Source organism: Bacillus sp. AFS088145 (assembly GCF_002564465.1).
In the GTDB taxonomy this organism is placed as follows: Bacteria; Bacillota; Bacilli; order Bacillales; family Bacillaceae_G; genus Gottfriedia.
Genome location: NZ_NUUX01000044.1, coordinates 81180 through 98985 on the forward strand (window position 1 = coordinate 81180; position 17806 = coordinate 98985).

The window sequence follows — 17806 nt, forward strand, 5'->3', positions numbered from 1 at the left end:
GTGACTATGATGAGAAATTCCCAGTTAGAAAAAATCCGATTAGTTGGTGATGTGACAATTCCAGGAGATAAATCAATATCTCATAGAGCAATTATGTTTGGATCATTAGCGAAAGGGACTACAAGGATTACTAACTTTCTATTAGGTGAAGATTGTTTAAGTACGATTGCGTGTTTTAGAAAATTAGGTGTACAAATCGAAGTATCAGAAGATGAAGTAGTTGTTTATGGTAAAGGAATTGAAGGACTAAAAGAGGCACATGAAGTACTTGATGTAGGAAATTCGGGAACAACAGCAAGATTAATGATGGGAATATTAAGTGGTTTACCTTTCCATTCAGTTATTATTGGTGATGAATCTATTGGTAAAAGACCAATGAAACGAGTGACAAAACCTTTAAAAATGATGGGAACTTCTATAGATGGACGTGAAGACGCTACATATACACCTATTTCTATTAGAGGAGGTTCACTGAATAGTATTTCTTATGCTTCTCCTGTTTCAAGTGCACAAGTTAAATCTTCAATTTTATTAGCTGGTTTATTCGCAAAAGGTACAACGACTGTGACTGAACCAGAAAAATCTCGTGACCATACTGAAAGAATGCTAAAGGCCTTTGGTTGTGAGTTAGTAGTAGATGGAAACAAAGTCTCGATTCATGGAAACCAAGAATTAACTGCAACAGATGTTATTGTACCAGGCGACATTTCATCAGCTGCATTTTTCTTAGTAGCAGGTTCGATTATTCCTAATAGCGAAATATTGTTAAAAAATGTAGGGGTAAACCCTACTAGAACAGGGATATTAACTGTTTTAGAAAGAATGGGCGCTAATATAACATTAGAGGATGAAAAAGTTGTCAACGGAGAACCAATTGCGAATATTCGAGTGAAATCATCCAATTTAAAATCAACTGTAATCGGTGGGGCTGAAATTCCTACATGTATCGATGAGTTACCAATCTTGGCCTTAGCAGCAGCTTTAGCAGATGGAGAGACCATTATTAAGGATGCTGAAGAGTTAAGAGTAAAGGAAACGGATCGTATCCAGACTGTTGTAACAGAACTTACAAATCTTGGTGTAAGCATTGAAGCAACAAAAGATGGTATGATTATACAAGGGAATAGTTCTTTAATAGGTGCTAATGTAAATTCACATGGAGATCATCGAATGGGAATGATGCTTTCAATTGCTGCATTACTTGCTAAAGGTGATACAATTATTGAAAATACAGAATGTATAGCTGTATCTTTTCCGAACTTTAAAGAGCAATTAAATGAATTAATTAAGTAGTCATATGAGGTGTAAGAATGAGTTTATACGAAGCTGTTCAGTTAATAGAGAACGGTCATACTGAAAAGGGATTAGATTTATTAAGAAAGAATTTAAAAACTGCTAACGATGAAGAAAAATACGAAGCAGCACTTCTTTTTCAATCATTAGGATTTGTGGAAGATGCGAAAAATATCATTGAAGATTTAGTTTACTTATATGATGACGACGATGATCTTAAAATAATGTATGCAGAAATATTGTTGGATCTTGATTTAGAAGACGACGCTTTAGAAATTTTACTTGCCATAAAGGATGATAGTGAAAGTCGAGTACAAGCACTTTTATTAATGGCTGATCTATATCAAGTTCAGGGTCTTGATGAAGTAGCTGAACAAAAATTATTTGAAGCAAAAAGAATTTTACCGAATGAACCTGTAGTAGATTTTGCATTAGGGGAGTATTATTTTAGTAAATATGATTATAAAAAAGCAATTCCATTTTACGAAAAACTTACTAATCAAGAAATTGAAGTGAGTGGAGTAAATAAAGATTTAAGACTTGCTGAATGTTTAAGTGCTGAAGGTGAATGGGAAGATGCAATTTCCTATTATGAAAAAGGAATTCAGAAAGTAAAGGACTTCCATACACTATTAGGATATGGTATTACGCTATTTCAAGCTGAACGTTATGCAGCCTCTATTCCAGTATTCGAAGAAGCAATCTTCTTTGATCCTGAATATTTGGTAGCACATTTATGGCTAAGTAAAGCACATGACCTTGAAGGCCAATTTGAAGAAGGTTATGATATATTACAAAAAGCTTTACTTGTTGATGAAACAAATGTAGAATGCCTTTTATCAGCAGCAAAATTAGCTCGTAAAATGAAGAATTTAGCTGCAAGTAAAAAACATTTACAGGAAGCATTAATTTATGATCCTTCGCTAATTGAGGCAGTTCAGTTACTAGTCGGAATTCTTTTCGAAGAGGAAGATTTCGATGACATAATTAGTATAATTGAACTAGCAATTGAGCATGGAGCTTCAGATCCTCATTTTAATTGGGACTTAGGCAAAGCATATTATGGAAATGAAAATTATGAATTGGCATTAAATCAATATCGTCTAGCATATAATGACTTTAACCAGGAAATTTCCTTCTTAAAGGAATACGGAGACCTATTGTTTGAAGAAGGCTTAGTACAAGAAGCAAAAGAGGTTTACAGTAAACTTGTAGACGATGAGTATCTACAGGAAGAGGTAAGAGAGCGTCTTGAAAGAATAAATGAAATTCTGTAGTTTTCTTTATTCAGAAAAGGGGACAAATTTTAAGGACAGAGGAGGGATTTAATAATGGCAACCCCTGTATCTGTGAATGAGAAGAAAGATTTTGTTAAGTGGTTTCTAAGTAATTTTCAGTTAAAGCAAAGAGAATGTGTTTGGATTTTAAATTACCTAATGAGCCATGATTATTTAATGAAAAAGGTTCATTTCGTAGAACAGTCTAAATATTGTCCACGCGGGTTAGTGATGTCGACAAACTGTGTTAAAGAAGTCCCATTTCATTTTTATAAACAAAATGTTATGACGACTGATGCAGAGAAATCTTTTCACGATATTCGACTAAATAGGGATGAGGATATTTATATCCAGCTCAATTTTAAATCTTCTTTTCAATATCCGATGTTTGTTTCAGTTTTAGAAGAGAACCCACACATACCAAAAAACTTAAATAGTAACGAAAAAGACCGCGTAATTGCTGAAAAGCTATTATCAGATTCTATTATTAATTTCCAAAAAGACAGATTGATGAAAATGATTGACGAGGCTCTAGATAAACAAGACAAAAAGCTTTTCCAAGAATTAACTAAGCAACTGAATTCATTAACTTAATGTAAAACTGAAAAAAGTCCTCATTTTGGGGGCTTTTTTACTGTTGAAAAGGTATTTGCTAATTGAACACAATTAAATTTTATTGTTAAATAAGATATGTGGGGTTAATTTCCATTTTAGTACCCTCTCTTTTAAGTATGGTCATTTTCATGAACTTATTTATCAAATGCATTCCTTGTAGGTTTTTAGACTTCCGTTGAATCCAACAGGTGTCGAGCGTTTCAATCAAGTTTTAAAAGTTAAAAATTTACGGTATATAAACTTAAGATTAGCAAATTACTCGTAAAAAAATACTTATATAAAAAAAATAGTAAAAAAGTCACTTAAAATAGAAAGATTCTTATTGATTAATCTCATAGAAATTAATGGATTGGAGTACAACTAATTTCACAATTATTTATTATTAACCAGTAAACTGTTTATGGGATTTTTTAATTGAATACAGATCACTTTCAGCTGACTGAAAAATCCTTTATTAGTGGGCTTTTTTTCTTTCTTAAAATAGTAATGTATGGTTAAATGGAAAATAGAAATTTGTTCACAAAAATTTCACAATTATAAATAAATTATTTTAATAGAAAGAGGTAATTTTGATGAAATGGACAACTAATGAATTAAATCAAGTTATTGAGTATTTGGAATACATCGATACAATCATTATTCCACTGTGTCCTGTTTCTTTGAAAAAAGAAAATATTGGTTTAGCTGAGCAAAGAGAGGACCTAATAATACTTACTTCGGAACTTGAACGTACATATAAAGGCAGAGTTGTAATCGCACCGGAATTTACTTATTTACCTGAAGAATCAAATAAAATAAGCCGATTAAAAGCTTGGAATGAAGAGTTTAAAGCTAGTGGGATTAAGCATGTTTTTTATTTAACATGTGATTTTGATTGGAGACAGTTAGAAGCTGAAATGGATGAATCATTAATTTGGTTACCTAATTTAAACATCAATAGCTTAGATGAATCATCACAACGCGTAATAGTAGATAAACAATTATCTCACATAAATGCATTATTTTCTAAAATATGGGGATAAAAATAAAAACAACATTATTACTATGATTATTATTAGGATATTATTGACCTTCTAAATTTGTTATTATATTATGAAAGTGTCCTAGTTTTATTATTATAGCTGTTGTCCGTACAGGAGTACTTGTGATAGAGGGGGGAATTTTCATGAGTGAAAAGGTTTCAAGACGCCAGTTTTTAAACTACACTTTAACAGGTGTAGGCGGCTTTATGGCGGCAGGAATGCTAATGCCATTGGCTCGTTTTGCCATTGACCCAGTTTTACAAAAAGAAGAAGCTGGAGCAATGGTGCAAGTTGGACTAGTTAAAGATCTAACGACTGACCCAAAACGCTTTGACTTTAAAGTTAAGCAGGTAGATGGTTGGGTTAAATCTGATGCGTCACACATTGCATGGGTGTACAAGAATTCAAATGGAGACATCGTTGCGTTATCACCTACTTGTAAGCATTTAGGCTGTACAGTTGGTTGGAACGACAATAAAGATTTTCCAAATCAATTCTTCTGTCCATGTCATGGCGGTCGTTACCATAAGGATGGTAAAAACATTAAAGGTACACCACCGCTTGGTCCACTAGACAACTATGCGGTAAAAGTGAAAGGTGATTCTTTCTATCTTGGTAAACTACAACCAAATACAGGAGGTAAATAATCGTGCTTAACAAAATTTACGACTGGGTAGATGAGCGATTAGAAATTACGCCTCTTTGGAGAGATATCGCTGATCATGAAGTACCAGAACACGTTAATCCAGCACACCATTTTTCAGCATTCGTATATTGCTTCGGTGGATTAACATTTTTCGTTACAGTAATTCAAATTTTATCTGGAATGTTCTTAACAATGTACTATGTTCCAGATATCAAAAATGCATGGGAATCAGTTTATTACTTACAAAACAACGTTGCATACGGACAAATCGTTCGTGGTATGCATCACTGGGGTGCAAGTTTAGTAATTGTTATGATGTTTTTACATACTTTACGTGTATTCTTCCAAGGCGCATATAAAAAGCCTCGTGAACTTAACTGGGTTGTAGGAGTTTTAATTTTCTTCGTAATGCTTGGATTAGGCTTTACAGGATATTTATTACCTTGGGATATGAAAGCGTTATTTGCGACTAAAGTAGGTCTGCAAATTGCTGAACAAACACCATTTATTGGTAAGCAAGTGAAAACGTTAATTGCAGGTAATCCGGAAATCATCGGTGCACAAACATTAACTCGTTTCTTCGCAATCCATGTATTCTTCTTACCTGGTGCTTTACTTGCTCTTATGGGTGCCCATTTCTTAATTATTCGTAAGCAAGGTATTTCAGGTCCACTATAAGATTTAGTGCATGGGGCTTTAGTAAAAAATGACTAAAGTGTGTCGAAATAAAGGAGGGAGAACATGCATCGCGGTAAAGGAATGAAATTTGTAGGTGACTCACGTGTACCTGCAATGGCAGGTCGTAAACCTAATGTACCAAAGGATTATTCAGAATATCCTGGTAAAACTGAAGCATTCTGGCCAAACTTCTTATTAAAAGAATGGATGGTAGGAGCAGTTTTCTTAATTGGATACTTAACATTAACAATTGCACACCCATCTCCACTTGAGAGGGTTGCAGACCCAACTGATACTGGCTATACGCCATTACCAGACTGGTATTTCTTATTCTTATATCAATTCTTAAAATATAGCTATGCTTCAGGTGACTATAACGTAATTGGTGCTTTCGTAATTCCTGGATTAGCATTTGGTGGCTTATTATTAGCGCCATTCTTAGATCGTAGTCCACATAGAAAACCAATTAAACGTCCATTAGCTACTGGATTTATGTTATTAGCTTTATCTGGTGTAATTTATTTAACATGGGAAGCTGCGGCTCACCATGACTGGAAAAAACAAAAAGAACAAGGTAAAATCCGTACTTTTGTTGAATTAAATAAAGAAGATCCAGCATATAAACTATTGCAAAAAAATACTTGTGTATCTTGTCATGGCGATAATCTTGAAGGTGGCGCAGCAGCTCCAAGTCTTCAAAATAATGGTTTAAAACCTGAAGAAATCGCTCATATCGCAAGAAACGGTCGAAAAGCGATGCCATCTGGCGTATTTAAAGGTACTGACGCAGAACTTAAAGTGCTAGCTGAATTCGTTTCAAAAGCAGGTAAAACAGAGTAATTAAAAGAGAGTCGAATTTTCGACTCTTTTTTTCATGTTGTATTGTATACTGAAATAATAACATGTAAAAAATGTGATGATACATATAAATTGTGAACTTTGTGTTATAAATTTATAAAATCTCCTCAGTGAAAGTGAGATGAAGTGAAATAGTGAACATACTCTACAGTATGCTACGGCTTAAACCTAACTTAATTGCTTTATTTATAATAAATGTACTTGGAACAATCTACGGATACTATTGGTATAAATCCCAACTTGATTTTACTCCTGGTTGGTTAAAAATATTTGTACCTGATAGTCCAACTGCATCATTATTTTTTTGTATTGTATTGCTACTGTTCATCCTAAATAAACGGAATGGATTAATAGAGGCACTAGCATATGTAAGCTTGATGAAATATGGAATATGGGCAGTTTTAATGAATGGAATGGTTCTTTATTTATCAGGTGGACTTGATGCGGTTGCATACTTATTAATTTTTTCGCATGGGGCTATGGCAATCCAGGCTGTTTTGTATGCACCGACATTTAAAGTTAAAAAATGGCACTTGACTGTTGCAAGTATTTGGATCTTACAAGATCTAATTTTAGACTATGTTTTTGGAACAATGCCAGAATACTATATGCTTTCTGATTACAGAATTTGGATTGCTTTAATTACATTTTGGTTAACAATATTTGTTATTTTAATCGCTTATTACCAGTTAATTTTAAAAAATAGAGCTCGTACTTGAACAAGTTCTAATCTTGTCCTTTCTCTCATAATTATTAGTAGTTATGAGGGAGGGGTTTGATGAAAAAATTAATTGCGGGGATAAGCGTTTTTTTTATTTTCTTTTCATTTAATACCGTTAAAGGGTACGCTAAAATAGATCAAGAAACTTCACTAATTGAACAATCGCTCTCTTTAGTACAAGACGGCGATTATGTTCATGGCGCAAATTTATTAGAACAATTAGAATCTAAGTATATGGCGTTAGCAAAAAAGAATAAGGATTTCACACCAAAGGAGTTAGAAACCATTTCAGTTACTTTTCAAAATGCGCTTGTATCTTTAACAAATGATGCAATTGATCCACAAGAAAAAGTTGCCGATGTACTTGGATTGAGATTATTGATTGATGCTGGAGAAACGACTATGCAGCCGATGTGGAAGGAAATGAAAAAGTCTGTTATGACCCCACTAGAGAATATGGAGTCAGCATATAAACGAGGTAATTCTGAAGCATATGAAACGCAATTAAATCAATTCTTACATCAATTTGAGATTATTTATCCAAGTCTTATCATGGACCTTCCATATGATGAAGTAAAAAAAATAAATTCACTTGTTTCGTTTTTAGATGATTATCGTATTAACCAAGAATCTATACCTGCTTTTCAACAAAAGTTGGATGAGACAAAAAGTGAAATATTATTCATTTTTGATCAAGGTAATTCTATTATTCCGCCTGTTTCTATTTGGACAATATTTACAACAGGGATCATTATTGTCGGTACATTAAGTTATGTTGGTTGGAGAAAATATATAGGTGATCGAAATAAGAACAAAAAAAGAAGAGAACATAATGATTGACAAATTTCTCTAAAAGTTATTACAATATCGTAAAATCACACTCCTTGGAGGAATTACAATGAGTTATCTAATTTACTTTTTAATTTTGTTGCTTGTACCTTTATATGCTCAAATGAAGGTTAAATCAACTTTTAAAAAGTATTCTCAAGTTGGTTCTACATCACATTTAACGGGTGCAGAAGTAGCGAGAAAAATTTTAAATGAAAATGGATTATACAATGTAGCAGTAGAGGAAACTCGAGGATATTTATCCGACCATTATGATCCACGTGCAAAAGTTGTAAGATTATCAACTGAAAATTATCATGGATATTCAGTAGCGGGTACTGCAGTTGCTGCCCATGAAGTAGGACATGCAATTCAAGATGCGAATGACTATAGCTTTTTAAGATTCCGTCATTCATTAGTACCTGTTGCCAATTTCAGTTCCAATTTTTCTTATATATTTATTTTAATTGGCATGTTTTCTCGCCTATCAGGTGCATTATTAATAGGGATTGTTTTATTAGCACTAGGTGTATTGTTCCAAGTTGTTACACTTCCTGTTGAATTTAATGCCTCAAGTAGAGCTTTAAAACAGATTACAACTTTAGGTATTATCAATTCGAATGAGCATGTTTATGCAAAACGTGTTTTAAATGCAGCTGCATTGACCTATGTTGCAGCGGCAGCGGTAGCCGTAGCAGAATTATTAAGATTAATTTTAATTTATACTGGTATGACACGTAGTGATGATTAATATCAATATAAAACAAAAAGAGGTTCTGGCAATCAATGCCAAGAACCTCTTTTTGTTTCAGTTAAAATTAAGGGTGAAGAGGGACTTTATTTTCATCTAATGTAAAGCCTTCACCTAGTACATCATGCACCTCTGTAACGGCAACAAAAGCGTGTGGATCGATATCCTGAATAATGTTTTTTAAATGAACTAATTCGTTTTTAGGAACGACACAAAATAATACGTCTTTGCTTTCTCCAGTAAATGTTCCTGTTGCTTTTAAATAAGTTGCGCCTCGTTCCATTTCTTTCATAATTCGAGCGGCAATTAAATCATTTTTCTCAGAAATAATATTTGCTCCACGAGCAGCGTATGCACCTTCTTGCATAAAATCAATAATTCTTGCTCCGACGAAAACTGCAACTAGCGTATACATTGCTTCATATGCTTTTAAGTAAGTTAAAAGTGAAAGTGTAATGACAACAAAGTCAAAAATAAACATCGTTTTACCCATATTAATACCTTTGTATTTATATGCTAAACGAGCAATGATATCGACACCACCAGTAGTTCCACCAAATCTAAAAATAATTCCTAAACCTACACCAATAAATACACCCGCAAATAATGAAGCTAACATTAAATCGCCATGAACATCTATATTGAAAGTAAATTTCTCAAATAATTTTAAGAAAAATGAGACTGCAACAGTACCAATGATTGTATAAAGCATTGTCACTGTACCAAGTAATCTCCAACCAATAAAAAATAAAGGGACGTTTAAGACTAAGTTTGAGATCCAAACGGGAATATTTAGTTCAGCTAAAAGAATTAAGTTAATTCCCGTAAAGCCACCTTCAGCTAGATTGTTTGGAATATTTATATTCATAATTCCAAAAGAAAAAATTGCAGAACCTAAAATAATAAATAAGATATTGCGTAACTTCAATTTAAAAATCATATACTTCCTCCATACTTTAAAAATTACCCTAAACTCTTATTTTTATCTTATCTTGTATTTTTTTCAAGTAAAATAATATATAATTTGTCAAAAAGTAGTCAATTCGATAAGATTTAATTGAGGAGTTGATATTAGTATGCACGAAAAAACGATGAATGAAATGCAAAAAGAAGTCGATACATATATAGGTCAATTTAAAGAAGGGTATTTTAGTCCTTTAGCAATGATGGCTAGGTTAACTGAAGAAATGGGTGAGTTAGCTAGAGAAATTAATCATACCTATGGTGAAAAGCCTAAGAAAAGCACTGAAGAAGAAAAGCTAATTGAAGAAGAATTAGGTGATGTATTATTTGTTATGATTTGTTTAGCAAATAGCCTAAATATAGACCTACAAGAAGCTCATGATATGGTAATGAAGAAGTTTAATACTCGAGATAAAGATCGTTGGACAAGGAAGGAAGTTTAAAATGGTAAAAGTAATTAGAGTCGTATTAGCAGGACCAAGAGGTAAAATGGGAATTGAAGCTTTACAATTAATTGATCGAACTGAGCATTTTCACCTGGTAGCTGCCGTAGATTATAAATTAGGTGGAGAACAAATCCAAAAGGTTAGTCCCGGCTTCAAAGGTGAAGCAAAAATATATGAAACATTAGAGCAATGTATTGAAAATGAAAGTTTTGATGTACTAGTTGATTTAACAACACCTGAAGTTGGAAAAAAACATGCATTTTTAGCATTAAAAAATGGTATTCGACCTGTAATTGGTACAACTGGTTTTACAAAAGAGGAGCTTGATGATTTAAAAGAGTTAGCTTCAAATAATGAGCTAGGTTGTATTATTGCGCCAAATTTTGCAATTGGTGCTATATTAATGATGAAGTTCTCTGCAATGGCAGCGAAATATTTTAAAGATATCGAAATCATTGAGCTACATCATGACCAAAAATTAGATGCGCCTTCAGGTACAGCTCTTAAAACAGTTCAAATGATTGAGGAAGTTCGTGAAGCTAAAGTACAAGGACATCCAAATGAAGTTGAAACAGAAGCTGGAGCTAGAGGTGCTGAACTAAATGGAATGAGAGTTCATAGCGTGAGATTACCTGGTTTAGTTGCACATCAACAAGTTTTATTCGGTGGAGATGGTCAACTATTAACAATTCGACATGATTCAATGAATCGAGCTTCTTTTATGTCTGGAGTTAAAGTAGCCGTTGAGGAAGTAATGAAGCTTACTGAGCTAGTCTACGGTTTAGAAAATATAATGGACTAAAGGTGGTGTTAGGTAGTGAAAATAGCTCTGATTGCTCACGATAAGAGAAAAGACGCATTAGTAACTTTCGTTCAAGAAAATGAATCTTTTTTTCAGCAGCATGAACTATTTTCAACAGGTACTACAGGACTTCGTGTAATGGAAAATACAACTTTAAAAGTTTTTCGTTTTCAATCTGGTCCACTCGGAGGAGATCAAGAAATTGGTGCATTAATTGCTAAAGGGAAAATGGACGCGATTTTCTTTTTTAGGGATCCATTAACTGCTCAACCACATGAACCAGATGTAAATGCTTTATTAAGGCTATGCGATGTTTTTCATGTCCCGGTGGCAACGAACATTCAAACCGCTAAGGCAGTTGTGAAATTTTTTAGTTAGTTTGAAAGAGAGTGAGATAAGTGGAATATTTTGATGTACTAGCATTTGGAGCGCATCCAGATGATGTTGAGATTGGAATGGCAGGCACGATTGCTAAGTTTACTAAGTTAGGCTATAAGGTTGCTATTTGTGATTTAACAGAAGCGGAGCTCTCATCAAATGGGGATACTTTTATTAGAAGAAAAGAAGCTGAAGAAGCAGATAAGATTTTAGGGGTTTCAAAGCGTTTTAATTTATCATTACCAGATAGGGGGCTATACTTATCTGAGGAAGCGATTAAACAAGTAGCTGCTTTAATTCGAATGACGAAGCCTAGTATTATTTTCTCGCCATATGAAGTGGATCGTCATCCTGATCATGGTAATTGTACAAAAATAGTAGAAGAAGCTGTATTTTCATCAGGGATTAGAAAATTTAGCGTAAATACAAATCATGATGCTCACAAGGTAAAACACGTTTTTCAATATATGATTAATGGGTTTCATCGACCTAATTTTATAGTTGATGTTTCAGAAACAATTGAAGTCAAAAGGGCAGCTTTAGAAGCATATGAAAGTCAATTTACTCCCGGTCCAGATGGTGTAGTTACGCCTTTAACAAACGATTATGTAAATAGCGTAATTGCAAGAGAGAAAATTTTCGGGAAAGAAGCTGGAGTGCCATATGGGGAAGGTTTTATGACAAAGAAACCACTCCTATTAAATGCAGATTGGTTAGTTTAAGAAGAAATGAAGAAGTTTAGGAGAGATAAAATGAAATTAAAAATTGGGATTACATGTTATCCTTCAGTAGGCGGTTCTGGTGTGATTGCGACTGAGCTAGGAAAGTTATTAGCAGAACTAGGACATGAAATTCATTTTATTTCATCAAGTATGCCGTTTCGTTTAAATAAAGTATATCCTAATATTTATTATCATGCAGTTGAAGTAAATCAATATTCAGTTTTCCAATATCCACCATATGATTTAGCATTGGCGAGTAAGATGGCTGAAATTGCAAACCGTGAAAAATTAGATATTTTACATGTACATTATGCGATTCCGCATGCGATATGTGCTGTTCTAGCAAAACAAATGATTCATCATGATATTAAAATTGTAACGACATTACATGGTACAGATATAACTGTTCTTGGTTTTGACTCATCTTTAACAGAGTTAATTAAGTTCGGGATTGAAAAATCAGATGTTGTAACTGCGGTCTCAAATGATTTAATACGTCAAACTGAGGAATTAGTTAACCCTGATAAAGAAATACAAACTGTGTATAATTTTATTGATGAAAGAGTGTATTACAAAAGAAATTGCCGGACATTAAAAGCAGAGTACGGGATTAGGGAGCATGAAAAAGTCATTATACATATTTCTAATTTCCGCCAAGTTAAACGAACAAAAGATGTAGTAGATGTATTTAACTTAGTAAGAAAAGAAATTCCATCCAAGTTACTATTAGTTGGTGATGGTCCGGAAATCTCAAGTTTATGTAAATTAGTAAGAGAGCTTGGTATTGAGGATGATGTTTTATTTTTAGGAAAGCAAGAGAATGTTGAAGAGTTACTTTCAATGAGCGATATAAAATTACTTCTTTCGTCAAAAGAAAGCTTTGGTTTAGTATTACTTGAGGCGATGGCTTGTGGAGTTCCATGTATCGGTACTAGAGTTGGTGGAATTCCAGAAGTAATCGAACATGGGGAAAACGGATTTATTTGTGAACTAGGAGATATTGAACAAATCGCTTATTATACACTCAACTTATTACAAGATGAAGAATTATATAAACGCATATCAAGTCGCGCGAACGAAATTGTTAAAGAAAGATTCCAATCAAATAAAATCGTTTCACAATATTTATCCATTTATAATGAGTTATTAGGAATGAAATAATATGGAAATTTTTGATAAAGCAAAGCCGATATTAGATAAATTATTAAAAAATGGTTTCGAGGCCTATTTTGTCGGCGGTTGTGTAAGAGATAAATTATTAAATAGAACAATTGGAGATATTGATATTGCAACTTCAGCTTTACCTGAAGAGGTTATGTCAATATTTCCAAAAACCGTTCCTACCGGATTACAGCATGGAACGGTTTTAGTTATACAAAATAGTCAGTCATATGAGATTACAACATTCCGAACTGAATCAACATATCAAGATTTCCGTAGACCATCGGAGGTTACATTCGTAAAATCAATCGAAGAAGATTTAAAACGAAGAGATTTTACAATGAATGCCATTGCTATGACGACCAACAATGAATTAATAGATCCTTTTAATGGTACAATTGATCTTTATGATGGGTTAATTAGATGTGTCGGTGAAGCTAAGGAAAGATTTCAAGAAGATGCTCTTAGAATGCTAAGAGGTATACGGTTTGTAAGCCAATTAGATTTTCGTTTACATGATGAGACGTTTAACGCAATTAAATCAAATAAACATTTAATTGAAAATATAGCAATCGAACGCATTTCGGTTGAAATAGAAAAAATGTTATTAGGAAAGTCACCTAAAAAAGGCATCGGACTATTAATACAAACAAATCTTATAAATCATCTTCCAAGCTTAAAAGAATATACAAATCAGTTTCATGATCTATTAGAACTTCCTATTCAATCATTAAAAACAATTGAAGAGATTTGGGCGTTAATATTATATAAATGTAATTTTGACAACCCAGAACAGATTTTAAGAAATTGGAAGATGTCGAATAATCGCATGAAACAAATATTAAAGGTTTATAATTTGTTAAATGAAACGAAAATTAAATGGAACAATACAAAGTTATATCAAGTTGGATTACCGGATGCAATAAAATATGAGCGTTTACAATGTGTCATTGATAATATCGATATAAATGAATTTAATGAGGATTTATTAAAGACTTTATATAATCAATTACCGATTTATTCAAAGTCAGATCTATGTATTACAGGTAATGATTTATTAGAATGGTCACAACTAAAAGGTGGTCCATGGTTGAAAGAAGTATTAAGTGAAATAGAATTTCAATTAGTAGAGAACCAACTTGAGAATAACCAACTTGCTATTAAGGAGTGGTTCATAAATTGGCTTCAAAAGTAAAAGAAAAAATTATACAATTGTTTACGGAAAATAGTAATGAATATTTATCAGGTCAATTTTTGAGTAATCAATTAGGAATTTCACGTACTGCAATTTGGAAATACATGAAAGAATTGCAAGATGAGGGAATTGAAGTTGAAGCAGTTAGGAAGGTTGGATATAAAATAACAGGCAAATCTGATCGTTTAACTCAAACGGATATTCAACTTGGTTTAGAAACGAAAAAATTTGGCAGAAATGTCGTATACCAAGAAGAAACTAATTCAACCCAAACAATTGCTAATGAATTAGTGCTAAATGATGCTCCTGAAGGTACAATCGTTTTGGCAGAGCGTCAATTATTAGGTCGAGGCAGATTACAAAGAAACTGGTTAACTTCAGATGGAAAAGCAATAGCAATGAGTGTTATCCTTAGACCAGCTATTTCGCCAAGAGTAGCACCTCAGCTAACATTATTAACAGCTGTAGTCATTGCTTCAGCCATTGAAAAAGTGACCGGGTTACATCCCAATATAAAATGGCCAAATGATATTTTAATCAATAATAAAAAAGTTTGTGGAATCTTAACTGAAATGCAAGGTGACGCTGATTGCATTAAAAGCGTTGTCATAGGTATTGGCATCAATGTAAATCAAGTAGAAGAAGATTACCCATTAGAACTGTCAGATATCGCTACATCATTACGTATTGAAAAAGGACAAACCTTTATGAGAGCTAATTTAATTCAAGCTATTTTAGTTGAATTTGAAAAGTTCTATGAAATTTTTTTAGAAAAAGGATTTAAACCGATAAAAATTTTATGGGAAAGCTATGCAATTTCGTTAGGGAAACAAATAAAAGCCACGACTTTAACCGAAGAAATTGTCGGTAATGCCATTGGGATTACTGATGAAGGGCAATTATTGATTGAAGATCACTTAGGTAATGTTCATACAATCTATTCAGCGGACATTTCGATAAATAAATAAGGTAAAACGAAATAAAACAACTCTCTTTTTATATTTGAAAGGGAGTTATTTCATTTGCAGTATTATTGTCACGTATATTTGTAAATAATGCCAAGTTTTTTCTTTACTTAATTGCTATTCTTACTATAAACTGTAGTGGAAGGGTCGCGACTTTCGCTGATGCTTCAAGGGTGGTATCTGAATAGGGTCAATCAAACTTTAGTATCCTAAGAAGAACTACACCAGGTTTTAAAAAATCAATTCTAAAAATGTGTCTGCCTTGATCCTATAGGGACTGGGACAGAGGAATGAGACGGTTTACAATTTTCCTTTGTTCTCTTTTGAGCAAAGTTTTTTTATTGTAGCCCCCATTTCCTCTCATTTAAAAGGAGGAAAAAAGATGAAAACAACAAAAGATTTTTTAAACATGAAACAAAACAATGACCCAATCGTCATGATTACTGCTTATGATTATCCTTCAGCACTATTAGCAGAAGCTAGTGAAGTTGATATGATTTTAGTCGGTGACTCTCTTGGGAATGTTGTCCTAGGATATGATTCTACAATTAAGGTTACTGTAGATGACATGATTCATCACTCAAAAGCTGTTAAACGCGGGGCAAAAAATACGTTTATTGTGACAGATATGCCATTCATGTCTTACCACTTTTCAAAAGAAGAGGCTTTACGTAGTGCATGTCGCATTATGCAAGAAGGTGATGCGCACGCTGTTAAGGTTGAAGGTGCGGATGAAAATGTTTTAGATGTAATTAAGGCATTAACAATCGCGGGAGTACCAGTTGTAGCTCATCTAGGATTGACTCCTCAATCAGTAGGTGTATTAGGTGGGTATAAAGTTCAAGCACGTGACTCTGAAAGTGCGATGAAATTGTTTAACGATGCAAAAAAATGTGAAGAAGCAGGAGCTTTTGCAATCGTACTTGAATGTGTACCAAAGCAAATTGCAAAGGATATTACTAAGGATCTTTCTATTCCAACAATAGGAATAGGTGCTGGTGTTGATACAGATGGTCAAGTACTTGTTTACCATGATTTAATAACATACGGTGTTGGTCGAGTAGCTAAGTTTGTTAAACAGTATGCAAATGTATCTACAACAATTGAAAATGCAATTGCTTCATATGTTCAAGAAGTTAAAACTAGACAATTTCCAGATACTAAACATTCGTTTACGATGAAAGAAGAACAGTTAAAGGCATTATACGGGGGAAGTTCGCAATGAAAGTGTTTCACACAATAAATGATTTAAGAAATGAATTAAAAATTCATAGAAAAAATGAAAAATCGATTGGATTTGTTCCAACGATGGGGTTTTTACATGAAGGTCATGCATCATTATTAGAAGAAGCTAGAAAAAATAATGAGATCGTCGTTTTAAGTATTTTTGTTAATCCGACTCAATTTGGCCCTAATGAAGATTTTGATCGATATCCAAGGGACTATGAAAGAGATGAAAAAGTTGCACTAAATGCTGGTGTAGATTACCTCTTTTATCCAACAGTTGAAGAAATGTATCCAAATGAATTAAAATCAACAATGAAAGTAACAAAACGAGTAGATGTCCTTTGTGGTGAAAAAAGACCTGGACATTTTGATGGTGTTGCATTAGTTGTATCAAAGTTATTTAATATTGTTCAACCAGACCAGGCTTATTTTGGATTAAAGGATGCTCAGCAAGTAGCTGTAATTGAAGGTTTAGTTGAAGACTTCAACATTCCTGTTAAAATTAATCCAGTTCCAACTATTAGAGAAGAAGATGGATTAGCTAAAAGTTCTAGAAATGTCTATTTAACAGACAAAGAAAGACAAGAAGCACCAGTTCTTTATAAAAGTTTACAAAAAGCAGTTGAAGATATAAATAATGGGAATTTAAATCCAGATCAACTGCAACAAAACATTATTTCTACAATACAAAGCGAAACATCTGGAACAGTAGACTACGTAAGTATTTATTCTTATCCAGAATTAGAGCCTTTAAATAAAATAAATGGAAAAGTAATTATTGCGTTAGCAGTAAAATTTTCTAATGCTCGCTTAATCGATAATATTTTAATTACTATTTAAGGATTGAACAACTAGGGGGAAATGACATGATTCGCACAATGATGAGAGCAAAACTTCATAGAGCTACAGTTACAGAAGCTAATTTAAATTATGTTGGAAGTATTACAATTGATCAAGATTTAATGGATGCTGTTGATGTACTTGAAAACGAAAAAGTTCAAATTGTAAATAATAATAATGGTGCACGACTTGAGACATATGTTATTCCAGGAAAACGTGGAAGTGGTGTAATTTGTCTTAATGGTGCAGCGGCTAGATTGGTGCAAGAAGGCGACAAAGTAATTATTATTGCATATGGTCAGGTAGAGGAAGAGAAACTGGATCTACATGAACCAAAGATTGCTATTTTAAATGATGCAAATGAAATTGTCGAAATGATTGGCAAAGAAATTGCAGGTACAGTTAAGTAATAATCAAC

Annotated in this window: 21 protein-coding genes; 20 read left to right on the plus strand and 1 reads right to left on the minus strand. The window is 33.1% G+C overall.

Annotation, left to right across the window (positions count from 1 at the left end; genetic code table 11):
- Positions 1–9 precede the first annotated feature (9 nt).
- From aroA to COI44_RS21825, 10 genes are all read left to right on the plus strand, one after another.
- Entirely contained in the window at positions 10–1293 is a 1284-nt protein-coding gene (gene aroA, locus COI44_RS21780) for a 3-phosphoshikimate 1-carboxyvinyltransferase (protein WP_179887221.1), read from the plus strand.
- 17 nt (positions 1294–1310) lie between these two features.
- Positions 1311–2570 (plus strand): tetratricopeptide repeat protein, encoded by a 1260-nt coding sequence (locus COI44_RS21785; RefSeq protein ID WP_098429766.1) that lies wholly within the window; start codon positions 1311–1313, stop codon positions 2568–2570.
- 54 nt (positions 2571–2624) lie between these two features.
- Positions 2625–3164 (plus strand): ReoY family proteolytic degradation factor, encoded by a 540-nt coding sequence (locus COI44_RS21790; RefSeq protein ID WP_069031873.1) that lies wholly within the window; start codon positions 2625–2627, stop codon positions 3162–3164.
- Positions 3165–3757: 593 nt separating this feature from the next.
- Positions 3758–4207 carry a DUF2487 family protein gene (locus tag COI44_RS21795; RefSeq protein WP_098429767.1) on the plus strand — a complete coding sequence of 150 codons (450 nt, stop codon included), beginning with the start codon at positions 3758–3760 and terminating at the stop codon, positions 4205–4207.
- A gap of 143 nt (positions 4208–4350) precedes the next feature.
- Entirely contained in the window at positions 4351–4854 is a 504-nt protein-coding gene (locus COI44_RS21800; RefSeq protein ID WP_097978883.1) for a QcrA and Rieske domain-containing protein, read from the plus strand.
- Positions 4855–4856: 2 nt separating this feature from the next.
- Positions 4857–5531 (plus strand): menaquinol-cytochrome c reductase cytochrome b subunit, encoded by a 675-nt coding sequence (gene qcrB / locus COI44_RS21805; protein WP_056466653.1) that lies wholly within the window; start codon positions 4857–4859, stop codon positions 5529–5531.
- 63 nt (positions 5532–5594) lie between these two features.
- Positions 5595–6371: a menaquinol-cytochrome c reductase cytochrome b/c subunit gene (locus COI44_RS21810; RefSeq protein ID WP_056466650.1), complete on the plus strand. Its 777-nt coding sequence runs from the start codon at positions 5595–5597 to the stop codon at positions 6369–6371.
- Between the two features lie 152 nt (positions 6372–6523).
- Positions 6524–7108 (plus strand): DUF1405 domain-containing protein, encoded by a 585-nt coding sequence (locus COI44_RS21815; RefSeq protein WP_098429768.1) that lies wholly within the window; start codon positions 6524–6526, stop codon positions 7106–7108.
- Between the two features lie 59 nt (positions 7109–7167).
- Complete coding sequence (locus COI44_RS21820) at positions 7168–7950, plus strand: sporulation protein YpjB (RefSeq protein WP_098429769.1); 783 nt, start codon at positions 7168–7170, stop codon at positions 7948–7950.
- Positions 7951–8008: 58 nt separating this feature from the next.
- Positions 8009–8689, plus strand: coding sequence for a zinc metallopeptidase (locus COI44_RS21825; RefSeq protein ID WP_097978880.1), 681 nt, complete (start codon positions 8009–8011; stop codon positions 8687–8689).
- Between the two features lie 67 nt (positions 8690–8756).
- Here COI44_RS21825 and COI44_RS21830 read toward each other — a convergent pair whose 3' ends face one another.
- Positions 8757–9629 carry a YitT family protein gene (locus COI44_RS21830; RefSeq protein WP_097978879.1) on the minus strand — a complete coding sequence of 291 codons (873 nt, stop codon included), beginning with the start codon at positions 9627–9629 and terminating at the stop codon, positions 8757–8759.
- A 136-nt stretch (positions 9630–9765) separates the two neighbouring features.
- Here COI44_RS21830 and COI44_RS21835 point away from each other — a divergent pair, with 136 nt between their 5' ends.
- From COI44_RS21835 to panD, 10 genes are all read left to right on the plus strand, one after another.
- A complete protein-coding gene (locus tag COI44_RS21835) occupies positions 9766–10095 on the plus strand; it encodes a nucleotide pyrophosphohydrolase (RefSeq protein ID WP_098429770.1) in 330 nt (109 codons plus the stop codon).
- A 1-nt stretch (position 10096) separates the two neighbouring features.
- Positions 10097–10900, plus strand: a complete 804-nt coding sequence (gene dapB, locus COI44_RS21840) for a 4-hydroxy-tetrahydrodipicolinate reductase (RefSeq protein ID WP_098429771.1) — start codon at positions 10097–10099, stop codon at positions 10898–10900.
- Positions 10901–10915: 15 nt separating this feature from the next.
- Positions 10916–11278 (plus strand): methylglyoxal synthase, encoded by a 363-nt coding sequence (mgsA, locus tag COI44_RS21845; protein ID WP_098429772.1) that lies wholly within the window; start codon positions 10916–10918, stop codon positions 11276–11278.
- 20 nt (positions 11279–11298) lie between these two features.
- A complete protein-coding gene (bshB1, locus tag COI44_RS21850; protein ID WP_142329296.1) occupies positions 11299–12000 on the plus strand; it encodes a bacillithiol biosynthesis deacetylase BshB1 in 702 nt (233 codons plus the stop codon).
- Positions 12001–12030: 30 nt separating this feature from the next.
- Positions 12031–13161: an N-acetyl-alpha-D-glucosaminyl L-malate synthase BshA gene (gene bshA, locus COI44_RS21855; protein WP_098429773.1), complete on the plus strand. Its 1131-nt coding sequence runs from the start codon at positions 12031–12033 to the stop codon at positions 13159–13161.
- Position 13162: 1 nt separating this feature from the next.
- Positions 13163–14356, plus strand: a complete 1194-nt coding sequence (locus tag COI44_RS21860) for a CCA tRNA nucleotidyltransferase (RefSeq protein ID WP_098429774.1) — start codon at positions 13163–13165, stop codon at positions 14354–14356.
- The gene (locus COI44_RS21865) at positions 14341–15324 is read left to right on the plus strand and encodes a biotin--[acetyl-CoA-carboxylase] ligase (RefSeq protein ID WP_098429775.1); all 984 of its coding nucleotides are present in this window, start codon (positions 14341–14343) and stop codon (positions 15322–15324) included. Before COI44_RS21860 ends, COI44_RS21865 begins: the two co-directional genes overlap by 16 nt.
- A gap of 379 nt (positions 15325–15703) precedes the next feature.
- Complete coding sequence (gene panB, locus COI44_RS21870; protein WP_097978873.1) at positions 15704–16546, plus strand: 3-methyl-2-oxobutanoate hydroxymethyltransferase; 843 nt, start codon at positions 15704–15706, stop codon at positions 16544–16546.
- Positions 16543–17388 (plus strand): pantoate--beta-alanine ligase, encoded by an 846-nt coding sequence (gene panC, locus COI44_RS21875; protein ID WP_098429776.1) that lies wholly within the window; start codon positions 16543–16545, stop codon positions 17386–17388. The genes panB and panC overlap by 4 nt, the downstream gene beginning before the upstream one ends.
- A 26-nt stretch (positions 17389–17414) precedes the next feature.
- The gene (gene panD / locus COI44_RS21880) at positions 17415–17798 is read left to right on the plus strand and encodes an aspartate 1-decarboxylase (RefSeq protein ID WP_098429777.1); all 384 of its coding nucleotides are present in this window, start codon (positions 17415–17417) and stop codon (positions 17796–17798) included.
- Positions 17799–17806 lie beyond the last annotated feature (8 nt).